General features: G+C 31.0%; 14 protein-coding genes. 8 read left to right on the plus strand and 6 right to left on the minus strand.

The annotated features are described in order from the left end of the window. Nucleotides 1–93: 93 nt before the first annotated feature. The 5 genes from JJE11_RS06805 to JJE11_RS06825 all read left to right on the plus strand — a co-directional run bounded on the left by JJE11_RS06805 (nt 94) and on the right by JJE11_RS06825 (nt 3,741). Nucleotides 94–240: a hypothetical protein gene (locus JJE11_RS06805; RefSeq protein ID WP_291633898.1), complete on the plus strand. Its 147-nt coding sequence runs from the start codon at nt 94–96 to the stop codon at nt 238–240. A gap of 224 nt (nt 241–464) precedes the next feature. Further along, on the plus strand, nt 465–653 hold the full coding sequence (locus JJE11_RS06810; RefSeq protein ID WP_291633900.1) for a lmo0937 family membrane protein: 189 nt from the start codon (nt 465–467) through the stop codon (nt 651–653). Nucleotides 654–1,017: 364 nt separating this feature from the next. After that, a complete protein-coding gene (locus JJE11_RS06815) occupies nt 1,018–1,632 on the plus strand; it encodes a hypothetical protein (RefSeq protein WP_291633902.1) in 615 nt (204 codons plus the stop codon). A gap of 494 nt (nt 1,633–2,126) precedes the next feature. After that, on the plus strand, nt 2,127–3,269 hold the full coding sequence (locus tag JJE11_RS06820) for a peptidoglycan-binding domain-containing protein (protein WP_291633905.1): 1,143 nt from the start codon (nt 2,127–2,129) through the stop codon (nt 3,267–3,269). Nucleotides 3,270–3,588: 319 nt separating this feature from the next. After that, nucleotides 3,589–3,741, plus strand: coding sequence for a hypothetical protein (locus JJE11_RS06825; protein ID WP_291633907.1), 153 nt, complete (start codon nt 3,589–3,591; stop codon nt 3,739–3,741). A 118-nt stretch (nt 3,742–3,859) separates the two neighbouring features. Here JJE11_RS06825 and ftsH read toward each other — a convergent pair whose 3' ends face one another. Continuing rightward, nucleotides 3,860–5,659 (minus strand): ATP-dependent zinc metalloprotease FtsH, encoded by a 1,800-nt coding sequence (gene ftsH, locus JJE11_RS06830; RefSeq protein WP_291633909.1) that lies wholly within the window; start codon nt 5,657–5,659, stop codon nt 3,860–3,862. 67 nt (nt 5,660–5,726) lie between these two features. Continuing rightward, nucleotides 5,727–6,623 carry a phosphatidylglycerol lysyltransferase domain-containing protein gene (locus tag JJE11_RS06835; RefSeq protein WP_291633911.1) on the minus strand — a complete coding sequence of 299 codons (897 nt, stop codon included), beginning with the start codon at nt 6,621–6,623 and terminating at the stop codon, nt 5,727–5,729. 155 nt (nt 6,624–6,778) lie between these two features. On the opposite strand from JJE11_RS06835, the gene JJE11_RS06840 reads away from it, so the two are divergent. Then, nucleotides 6,779–7,441 (plus strand): TetR/AcrR family transcriptional regulator, encoded by a 663-nt coding sequence (locus JJE11_RS06840; RefSeq protein WP_291633913.1) that lies wholly within the window; start codon nt 6,779–6,781, stop codon nt 7,439–7,441. 207 nt (nt 7,442–7,648) lie between these two features. On the opposite strand, the gene JJE11_RS06845 is transcribed toward JJE11_RS06840, so the two are convergent. After that, on the minus strand, nt 7,649–8,722 hold the full coding sequence (locus JJE11_RS06845) for a C40 family peptidase (RefSeq protein ID WP_291633916.1): 1,074 nt from the start codon (nt 8,720–8,722) through the stop codon (nt 7,649–7,651). Nucleotides 8,723–8,794: 72 nt separating this feature from the next. Between JJE11_RS06845 and JJE11_RS06850 the strand changes: the two genes are divergently transcribed. Next, a complete protein-coding gene (locus JJE11_RS06850) occupies nt 8,795–8,968 on the plus strand; it encodes a hypothetical protein (protein WP_291633918.1) in 174 nt (57 codons plus the stop codon). Here JJE11_RS06850 and JJE11_RS06855 read toward each other — a convergent pair. After that, nucleotides 8,945–9,208: a Gp49 family protein gene (locus JJE11_RS06855; protein WP_291633920.1), complete on the minus strand. Its 264-nt coding sequence runs from the start codon at nt 9,206–9,208 to the stop codon at nt 8,945–8,947. The two genes, JJE11_RS06850 and JJE11_RS06855, sit on opposite strands and share 24 nt — an antisense overlap. A 118-nt stretch (nt 9,209–9,326) precedes the next feature. Beyond that, nucleotides 9,327–10,088, minus strand: a complete 762-nt coding sequence (locus tag JJE11_RS06860; RefSeq protein ID WP_291633922.1) for a DeoR/GlpR family DNA-binding transcription regulator — start codon at nt 10,086–10,088, stop codon at nt 9,327–9,329. Between the two features lie 279 nt (nt 10,089–10,367). Here JJE11_RS06860 and JJE11_RS06865 point away from each other — a divergent pair, with 279 nt between their 5' ends. Then, a complete protein-coding gene (locus JJE11_RS06865) occupies nt 10,368–11,177 on the plus strand; it encodes a Cof-type HAD-IIB family hydrolase (protein ID WP_291633924.1) in 810 nt (269 codons plus the stop codon). Nucleotides 11,178–11,340: 163 nt separating this feature from the next. Here JJE11_RS06865 and JJE11_RS06870 read toward each other — a convergent pair whose 3' ends face one another. Next, nucleotides 11,341–11,547 (minus strand): hypothetical protein, encoded by a 207-nt coding sequence (locus JJE11_RS06870; RefSeq protein WP_291633926.1) that lies wholly within the window; start codon nt 11,545–11,547, stop codon nt 11,341–11,343. Nucleotides 11,548–11,628 lie beyond the last annotated feature (81 nt).

The following is an 11,628-nucleotide window of genomic DNA, read 5'->3' on the forward strand; positions in this document are numbered from 1 at the left end:
ATAAACAGATTTAGAAGTATGATATTCTATTCTATTTACTAATGTTGATAAGCTGATTTTATTACCAACAGTGTTTAATTTTATGGACTGCTAATGAAAATGGTAATAGTAAAGTTATACCAGGATGTCCTTTTTTATTCCACAATTCCATTAACTTATATAGTTGCTCATGATGGAGAAAATGAAAGAACTAATGTATTAAATCTTGCATTAATATTTAAGATAGGACTTTATAATTAGTAAAACAAATCATGCTAATAAAATAAAAATAATTTTTGAAAAGATAAAGAAAGTTAGGATTATTTCTATTAATGTTTTATATATGTGTCTTTTAATAAAATATATATTAAAACTAAGTAGAATATAGCAAGGTGAAACACTCCGTATATATTAGCTAAATTTAGGTCATTATAATTTTAAAGAGATTTAGCAAAAAAATATATATGAGAAAGGTGGTGTTTCATGTGGGTTTTTTAAGTTGGATAGGCGGAATAGTATTATTCTTTTGGGTAATGGGGCTTATATTTAGTGTTGGTGGATTTATGATCCATTGGTTACTTTTAATAGCTGCAATAATGTTAATCGTGGATATGACTTCGCGAAAAAAGAAAAGTCTAGGAAAACTAAACTATTATACAACAAAAAAGAGCTAATTAGGCTCTTTTTTATGTGTTGGACAGCTTCAAAACAAATGTTTTTATGTGTAAAAAAGTAGATATTACGTAAAATGCAAATGAGCAAGCATTAGCAATTCTTAACTGATTTTATGAAAGATACGTTAAGAAAAGTACATGTTTGAGCACATAACAATTGAGAATTGTTATGCGCCCATGAGGAATACTAAGGGGATAGCGAGTTTGTACTTTTTAGTATCTTTCAATAAAATCTGTTTAGAATTCCTTAGCGTAGCGAACTGCAGTTGTAGTAATATATACTTTTTTCTTTTTTTGTTAATATTATACGGGTTTGATGAATACTATAGAAAGTAAACTATAAAAGGGGAGGGGTTGTAATTTTATGAACTCTAATTTGAATAAACCAAAAGTACGAGTTATAGGTGTACTAGCTATGATAGCTTTATTAGTTATTTTAGTATTAACTGCTAATTTTATAAAAAATAATATAGTAGTTAATAAGATTCATGAAAACACTAATCAGGGCTCAGCTAATTTAGTTTTAGAAAAAGTTAGTGAAGAAAAGATAATAATGCATGCTATTGTTAAACCGGGGACAATAGTAAAATCAAAACAAATTGGGTACATATCTAAGGTATGTGAAGATGGTGGCAAGAGATATTTGAATTTTGATGATGTAGAATTTCTAACAGGAAATGCAGCTATTGAAGCAGGTAAAAAGAGTGGAGATGCCGTATATGAAAATGGTAAATATTTTGTATATGATGATTACATAATTGTTAATAGTAGCAAAGAGATAAAAAGCTATGTTATAGCTGATAATGCTTCATTAAATCTTTTAGGATGTTGGCTTGATTCGTATAGAGGTGATATTAATAATCAGTCTGTTTCCTATGATGATTTTAAAAGTGTTTCTATTAAGTATGAACATATGCTATGTTATATCTATTCTGAAAATGATCTAGTGGTAAAAGTAGAAGGACAATATACACCTTAGATGAAAGTTTTCGTGAAAAGTAGCTTGAATAAGGGAATAAAAAAAAGAACTGATTATATTTATCAGTTCTTTTAACGGTTTATATTAAATTTATATCTAATTAAAGGGGGACTCTAATTAAAGAAATTCAATTACTTTCTATGTACTTATAATAACAATAATATGTGTCAATATAGTGACGAAATTAAAAATTAATTGTAAATTTAATTAATGAATCACATTATAAAATTTAATGAATTACGTTATAACTAATAATTATATAAAAATAAAGTCCAGTTGTAAAATCTAGAAGTGACACGGACAGTTTCGCCAGTTGGATCACCTCTATGTATTATATTTACCATGAAAAATTTAAGAATGAGCGAGTTAAACTGTGAGAATAGTAAGAAAAATGAGAAAAATGCAAATATTGCTTGTATTTACCAATATTATTTTGTACAATAAGGATGTAACATTTTATAAAAAAAAGAACAATTTAACAGGGGGGGTAAATAATGAAAAAAACATTAACAACAGTTGCCTATGCATTAACAGTGGCAATGACACTTTCACTTGTAGGAGGTAACTCAGGAATAGGAAGTCTCGGTGTAGATGTTGTTTCAGCAGCTACGGTTGGAGCACCAACCACGCCCACAACACCAACAACACCAGTAAAAGCACCAGTAAAAGTAACACCAGTAAAAGTATCAACACCTGTAAAGACATCTAGTGCGCCTGTGACTTCATTAAAATTAACTCGTATGGTCGCATTTGGATCAAATGGGAATGATGTTAAAAGTCTTCAGACTGTGCTTAACACTGTTGGGTACAAGCTTAGTACAGACGGTATTTTTGGAAACCTTACTGTAACTGCCGTTAAGAATTTTCAAGGAAAAAATAGTCTTAGCGCTGATGGAATAGTCGGACCTAAAACTGTGGCAAGTTTAAATGCAAAAATAGATGCAATAAAAAAACCAGCTGCACCAGCAGTAGCTCCAATAGCTCAAAAGATTTATAAAGGATTAGGACATAATGTAGCATTTAGAAATGGTCCTGGAAGTGACAGTGAAGATGTACCGGTTTATAGTTTTACTGTTGGTATGGCAGATGTTAACTTCGATGCAAATGGAAGAATTCTAGGTGCTTATTTAGATGCCTACGAAGTTGCCACTCCAAATTATGATGGGGCATCAATGCCGCATTTTTCAGGATGGCCTGATGTAGAAGGATATAATATAACAGATCATGATACAGCTTTAGTAACAGGTGTATCTGAAAACACATTGGAATCAGCAACTGATGAAGTCAATGGATGGCTAACAAAACGCCAACGTGGAGATAGTTACGGTATGAATCCAGCTAATGAGTGGTATAAGCAAATGGATTTCTATCAAACATTCTTTGTTGGTAAAACTGTAGCTGAATTAGATGCATGGTTCGCAAAGAATACAACTGCAGCCGGTCGTCCAATAAAAGCTACAACGACCAAGCAAGACGAAATTGATAAATTAGCTAAACTTACTGTCAAAGAAAAGGCAGCTCTTGCAGATGTGGTTTCCGGTGCTACTATGTCACTTAGTGATGCTCATGGTGATTTCTTAGGTGCTGTTAGAAATGCCTATGAGAATCGTGTTGAAGTAGTTATACCAGGTAAATAAATCTTTACCACTAACATCGTGTAAAAAAATAATGTCTTCTTATTCTTAGGATAAGAAGATTTTTTTTTATCCACTATCTTCTATTGCCTCAAGGATGATTTAAAAACAATAAAAGTGCAGATTTATTGAAGAAGCTACTACTTAAACTATATTAGTTAATAGGTGCTACTCAAAGGGCTAAGTTTGGGTTATAATAGATTAATAAAATGAAAAACTATTCCTTGGAAATATTCAATGCTTATGTTATGTTAGTTTAGAAGGTAGTAGTTATTTTTTAATAAAGTAAAAGACCTAAAAATAAAAAAAAGAAGGTAAAAATATGAAAAATGATATGAACAAAAACATGGAATTAATGAAAAAAATTATTGAAGAAAAAAAAGCTAAATCTTCAAAACAAAAGAATACTAAGAGAGCACCAACATTCGGACCACAAAGTGCAGCATCAGGTGGTCAGGGGTTATTTGGTAAATAATTTATAAGTGTAGAAGATTAAACTAAGAATTAATTTAAAGGTCAAGACTTGTATTGCTAATCAAAAAAAAAAAAGCACAGGCTATATATAATATTAATATAGCCTGTGCTTTTATTTTCTAGCTTCTTGCAAATATTTCTTGGAAATCTACTCCTTCAAGCTTCTCTCGTACTAAAAGCTCTTCTGCAACGGCATTAAGTTTACTCCTGTTCTCAGTTAGAAGGGTCAATGCTTTTTTATATGCGCTATCTATAAGTTTTTTTATTTCTTCATCTATTTTGTATGCGGTTTCTTCACTATAGTGTCTGTCTTTACCCATGTCTCTTCCAAGAAATACCTCATCACTACCTGAACCAAATGCAATTGTTCCTAGAGTGTCACTCATTCCACAGTCCATTACCATTTTTCTAGCAATTGAAGTTGCTCTTTCAATATCATTGCTTGCACCAGTACTTATATCTCCAATAACTAGTTTTTCTGCGACTCTACCACCTAATAGTCCCACAATTTCCTCTTCGAGTCTTGACCTAGACATATATGAACGGTCCTCATCTGGAAGACGCATAGTATATCCGCCAGCCCTTCCTCTTGGAACTATACTTATCTGGTGAACAGGATCTGAATTTGGAAGTAAATTCATTACAATTGCATGACCTGCTTCATGATACGCTGTTAACTTTCTATCTGCTTCAATAACTACTCTGCTTTTCTTTTCAGGTCCAGCCATTATTCTTGTAGCTGCTTCTTCAAGCTCATGCATTCCTATAAGCTTTTTATCATTTCGCACAGTTAAAAGTGCTGATTCGTTCATTAAGTTTTCAATATCTGCACCTGTAAACCCTGGTGTTCTCTTGGCAAGTACGCTAAGTTTAACGTCTGGGTCAAGATGTTTATTTTTAGAATGAACTGCCAAAATTTCTTCTCTACCTTTTCTATCAGGTATTCCAACAAGTATTTGTCTGTCAAATCTGCCTGGTCTTAGTAGTGCTGGGTCAAGTACATCTGATCTATTTGTAGCTGCAATCATAATTATTCCTTCATTTTCACCAAAACCATCCATCTCAACTAACAGTTGGTTTAATGTCTGTTCTCGTTCATCATTTCCGCCACCGACTCCTGCACCTCTTTGCCTTCCGACAGCATCAATTTCATCTATAAAAATTATACAAGGCGAGTTCTTTTTTGCCTGCTCAAATAAATCACGCACTCTAGAGGCTCCAACACCGACAAACATTTCTACAAAATCTGAACCTGAGATGCTAAAAAATGGGACTCCAGCCTCTCCTGAAATAGCTCTTGCAAGAAGTGTCTTACCAGTTCCTGGTGGCCCTATTAATAAAACTCCCTTTGGTATACGAGCACCCATTTCCATATATCTTTTAGGTTGCTTTAGGAAATCAACTATTTCTGCAAGCTCAGCTTTTTCTTCATCTGCTCCTGCAACATCATTAAAACTAACTTTTTTCGCATTTGGATCGGCAAGTTTTGCTTTGCTTTTCCCGAATTTCATCATTCCACCGCCTCCGGAGGCACCCTTGGACTGCTTTAAGAATATAAAACCAAAGCCTACAAGCATTAATATGAATAATAAATTAGGCAAAACCTGTAACCACATTTGAGTACTTGAAGGTTTTAGGTACGTTTCTTGAACCGCGGGAATCTTTGGATTATCTTTAACAAACTGAAATAATCTAGTAGATGGAACGACCGTTTTATATTTAGTTCCATTTTTTAAAGTTCCCGAAACTGACATCTGATCTGCTTCAACCACGAAGCTTTTTATAGTATTATCTGACCAGTTTTTTTGAAATTGATCGAAATTAATAATTGTTGTTGTCTGATCTGTTTTAGGAAACATGAATAATACGGCAATTACAAGAATTATAGTCCAAACAGCAATATTTGATCTCTTTTTCATCAGAGAACACCTCTCTTTCTAAATATATATTTACTTTTTTAAGTAATCGATGTATCAGTAGTTGTTCTTAAAAGCTAAGAATGAATTTCTTCTCTAGTTTTAGTGGGTAATAAGACATTTTAGATTTTCTAAGTCCATCAATACCTAGGTCCTGTTCGCGGTTTATTATTTCTGCATTATTAAAACATTTATCTATTAATGCCTTTGCAATAAAACTATAAATACCATTTATATTTCTATCACCTTTTTCAATGTGAATTATAGCAAGTTTTTCGTTTAAACTTTCACCAATACTAAATGCCGCTACTTTTCCATCAACATATACTGCTACTCCTTTAAGATTTAATAGATTCATATTATTTATTATATCCTTTATTGCCAAAAGTTCATAATAAAGTTTAATATCTTTTTCATTTATTTCATCATACCACTTTTGTGAGGCAACTACGACATCATTAATTACTCTTTCATCAGTTATTTCAACTACTTCATAATTGTAGTTTTTAATAAAAGCATTGTAATGATTTTTTTTTGAATGAAGCTTTTTGCCTGATAAAGTCATAAGTTTTTTGGCCTCATATAAATAATCAAAATTATCTCTGTCTTCTTTTATATAAAATCCATTTTTTTCGTTAAGTAAAACATTAAATTCTTCTATAAAGCTCTCATCTAGATCTTTAAATAGATATTTCATATTATTTTCTTCTCTATATTTTTTTAAGTTATCTATAATATCTCCTAATTCTTCACTTTCGTATCCTAAAGGCTGCATGAAATGATAGTTTCCATCAAAGTCTTTCTTTTTTAATATAAGAGCCTGATTATATATGGTGTATTGAACGTCACATGCATCTTTCCATATATATAAACTTGTAAAAGAATATTCACAACTCAAGAATTTGTATGGAGAAATATATTTGTCTATAGTATTTTTATCTTCTAAACTTAATTTTTTAAATATCATAAATGTACCACCCTTCGATTCTTATCACTTATCAATGAGAGTATATCATAGCTATTAATAAAACACAATAGTTTCAAAACTATTTTGTTCAGTTATGTTGAAATAATGATTACATTGTGTTATATTTATGATAAACAGAGAATGGAGGTTAAGGGATGGATATAATAAATAAAGCTGATTACATTGAAAATGTTGAAGGAAAAATTCCATGTAAGCTTGGGAGACCTGTCGATAAACTTCGTGATCTTGCTATTTTAAAAGCTGCGTTGGAGCTTGTAGCGGATTATGGATATGATTCGGTTACTATGGATGCTATTGCATTAAGAGCCCATGCAGGGAAAGCTACCTTATACCGCAGATGGAAATCTAAACCATATCTTATAGCAGAAGCCATAGAATTCATGATGCCATGTGAGCAGAAGGTTGAACCTAAGCGTTGCGAAGACAATTTGAGAGATTATTTATGTGAAATACTTAGTATATATTTCGGAATAAGTGACAAGGTTAGGCAAAAGGTAATGCTGTCCATAGCAACTGCAATAAGCAGAGATAAATTATTATCCGAAGCGATTCACTTGGATTGCATAACCAATCAAACATGTATATTAAGTGATGCCATAGAGTGTTGCATAGATAAGAAATTAGACGATGAGCAATTGAAACTTCTAGCAGATGTTGGCCCAGCATTGTTATTTTATCAGCTCATAATTACTGGCAAACCCATTAAAATGGAATATGTAGAACATATTGTTGATCATTTAATAATTCCGCTCTTAGAACTGAACAAAAATGATTCAATATATAGTGCTGATAATTAAAAATTAAATTATAACAGCAATAGATTAAGATAAAAAGAACTCTTTTATGGTGATATGCACCGTAAGTTTAACGACTTAGGCACATTGAAATGAATTACAAGTCAAAGATACTAGATTACTGACTTGTTATTTATTTCAATGTGCCTTTTGAGGTTAATATAGTGAATGAACAACCTTTAAAATTATGATTATAACAATATGTACTTTTTATTTTACGCGTCTACCTATTATAAAACCGCTTCTTGATATAGGTGAAACTTTAATCACATCTCCAGTATGAGGAGCATGTATATAATTATTATTCCCAACGTAAATACCGACGTGATGAGGATTTGCAAAGGTTCCAAATAACACCAAATCTCCAACTTGAAGGTTCTCTTTAGATACTGGTACACCATCATTTATCTGATTAAATGTGGTTCTTCCTATTGATATTCCAAAATGAGCGTAGACGTATTGAGTAAATCCTGAGCAATCAAAGCCAGCAGGGGTTGTACCACCCCATAAATATGGTGTACCAAGAAAGTTAGAAGCGTAGGCTATTATAGCATTATCTGATATAGTAGCTGATCCTCTAGAGGGTGTATATTTAGGTGCTGAATTTCTTATTTCATTTATTTTTGCTATGCTTTTAATTACTGATAGTTGAGGCGCACGTCCTCCAAGAAGTTTTTCCTTAGTTTTTAGCTCCGTGATCAACTTATTTTGGGACTCTTTAGTGACAATTAACTTGTCCAACTTTTGCTTATCACCTGCTTGCAAACTAATTAATACATCTTTTGTTTTATTTAGATCTTGCTTCTTTTCAGTTAATTCTTTTTTTGTAGCTTTAAACTTATCAGCTACTTTATTATCAAACTCTATAATGGTTTTTAAATTATCTACTCTTGATATAAAGTCTCCAAAGTTCTTTGAATCAAGTATTATACTGGAATAACTATCAAATCCGTTCATGTACATAACTCTCATCCTATTATTAAATAACACTTGTTCCTTTTGAGCTTCCTTTTCAACCTTAATAACCTCAGCTGAAGCTTTTTTTATTGCCTTTTCAGTTTCGGATATTTTGATTTTATCCTCTTCTGCTTTAATCATAGCTTTTTGAATTTCATTATCGAATTCTTCTATTTTCATCTCAAGCTTTTCTCTTTGGTCTTGAATTTTAGTTAATGAATCCGTTTGCTGTTTTAGCTTCTCATTCGCTGGAGCCGCTAAGGCAGTTCCATTTAAAGTAATAACTAAAGTTATTACAATTGCGATACTTCTTATGGAATTCTTCATCAGGTTATCTCCTTCATTTGTTTAGAATTTATATCTTATATAGTAAATATATCAAAGATTTATGAAGTTTCTGTGAAGAATAGCTATATTGGGATATATTACATTATTGGAACGAATTCAGATATGGGTCCTTTAGGTAGCGATTTTGAAAAAGTGGCTATAAAAATTAAACCAATGGGAAGAGGTGACTTCCCAGAAGAAGATCTGATTAAAACTGTGCAATTAATTTCTAACCATAGCTTTTAATTCTGTGTGCACTCTATAACTTTCTAAATCTCTTAGTTTAGATTTGATCTTTGTTGCTACTATTTCTCTTGCCCCAACTTCATCAGCATTTTGGCTATCTATGCAAGTAGTTGATTCTGTTACCATAAAACCATTTTTTAATTTTATTGTTAATACATAGCATTGGCCATTGTACCAATGATCTTTTTCTGAATCCTCAAATAATTTATTAACATGGGCTGTTGTTATTACATTTTCCATATTATTATTACCTTTCCTTTATCATATTTGGTATTTGAATTATTAACATAAATATGGGATTCTAAACAATATTTATTTACCAATATCATGAAAGCATTTTATTTTTTATTATATATATCTAAATTAATTTTATAGTTGTGTTTTTTAGCATTTCACGAATCTCATAAGTAAGGTCTGAATCGGTAATTATAACATCTATATCCTCTAAAGAAGCAAATCTATAGGTGCCATCTAAATTGAATTTTTCTTTTTCTACAAGTAAAAATACTTCTTTACTATTAGAGACTATAATTTCTTTAACATTACCGTCTTCTAAGGTAACAGTATCTACGCTATTTGTAATTAAATTTATGCCTGAACTTCCAAGAAACCCTTTATTAAAGGTATATTTAGATATACTCTTAGTTACTTCTGAACCAAGAACCCCACCAGATTTATTATTATACACTCCACCTATACATATCAGCTTAACGGTTTCATTGTCATTAAAAAGGGGTGGTATTATGGACATATTAGTTATTAAGGTTATCTTTTTAGTACTAGTAGATATTAATTTAGCTAACAAAAAATTAATACTCGAGGTATCTAAAAAAACTACATCTCCATCCTCTACATGATCAAAAGCTTTTTTAGATATTAACTCTTTGCTACTTAAGTTTATATTCATTCTAGTGGTTATAGAGCTATTTTTAGAAATCTTTCTATTTAGGATAGCTCCACCATAGGTCCTTTGAAGAGCCTCAGCTTTTTCTAGCCTTTGCAGATCTTTTCTTATCATACCTTCTGAAACGTTAAATCGTTCACTTAGTTCTTTTACTTTTATTCTACCAGTTTCATTAAGTATACTTAAGATTTGTTCAAGTCTTTCTTCAGTAAACATTTAAGCACCTCATCAATCATTATCATTTAGTATTGTTATTGATTAATATTATAACATTATTATTTAACTTCGCAATATATCTTGAAAAATTACTTTAAATAGCATACAATGATAATAAACAATAACAAACGATTTGAATTAATTGAAAAAATATTTGAAGATGCTATAATTTAGCGTGATATTTTATATATTAGTCATCTGAAGTATACTAGCAAAATGGCTGGTTTTTGAAGAGGCCTAATTGATATATAGTAAAGTAAAAATTGTAGGAGGAGAATTATGTACAAGCTATTAGCAGTTGATATGGATGGAACATTACTAAATAATGATAAAATTATTTCAAAAGGGAACAAAGCAGCAATTAAAAAGGCTATAGAAAAAGGTGTTAAGGTTGTTTTAACATCTGGAAGAGGACTTAAAGGTTTGGATAAATTTTTAAGTGAAGTCCATTTAAGAGGAGAAAATGAATATCTTATTGCAAATAATGGGGGAACTATATATAGAACCAGTGATTTCAAATGCATTAGTTATAAAGGATTAAAGGGTCGGGACTTAGTAAAGGTTCATGCTGTAAGTGTGGAATTTGGACTTGATATGATTGCGTATACTCATGAAGGTTCTATTGCGTCCGCGGAAAGTGAATTTACAAGATTTGAAACGAAATTTGTTGGAAACCATGTTAAAATTCTTGATTTTAATACAGAAGTTAATGATGAGGATGAGATTACAAAGATATTACTTTCTCAGACCGAGAAGCTTCTTGCAAAAAAAATGCTTGAACTACCAAAAGAATTTTATAGTGAATATAATGTGGTAAAAACTATGCCTATAGTCTTAGAAGTTATGGATAAAGATTGTAATAAAGGTTATGGTGTAAAAGTTTTAGCAGATAAGTTAGGAATAAAAAAAGAAGAGATAATATGCATTGGTGATGAGGCAAATGATATTGAAATGATAACTTATGCAGGTCTTGGAATTGCAATGGGAAATGCAATAGAGGAGCTTAAAGATGTAGCTCAATATGTAACAACAGATAATGATAATGATGGAGTGGCAAAAGCCATTGAGAAATTCATATTGAATCTTTAGAGATGTTAGAAAACAGAGTATATTTCTAAGTCATTTCAATAAGAACTTTTTTAAAGTAATCAACATAATATAATGTGTAAATTACAAGAGCAGGTACCTCAAACTATTGGGGTACCTGTTTCAGTTATTGTTAATAACACTTCATAAGATTTTTAATAATTATCTAGTTTTTGTTTCTAGTTCCTTCTTTAGCAGCTTGTACGCTAGCATTCCCATTAACCTTATATCCGTTTTTAGCATTTTTACTATCTAAACTATTAGCAATAAGGCTTTGATCCTTTTGTTTTATGGTCATATTTTGGCTCAGATTATTTTCACTATTAGGTATAATATTTTGATTATTTTCAGCTATTGTTTTATTTTGACTCATAAAAAGCACACTCCTTTACTATTATTTTATATTATAATGCCTATAACTTAAAATACTTATACTAAAATAGAAATTGTAGTG

Source organism: Clostridium sp. (assembly GCF_016650095.1).
In the GTDB taxonomy this organism is placed as follows: domain Bacteria; phylum Bacillota; class Clostridia; order Clostridiales; family Clostridiaceae; genus Clostridium_AD.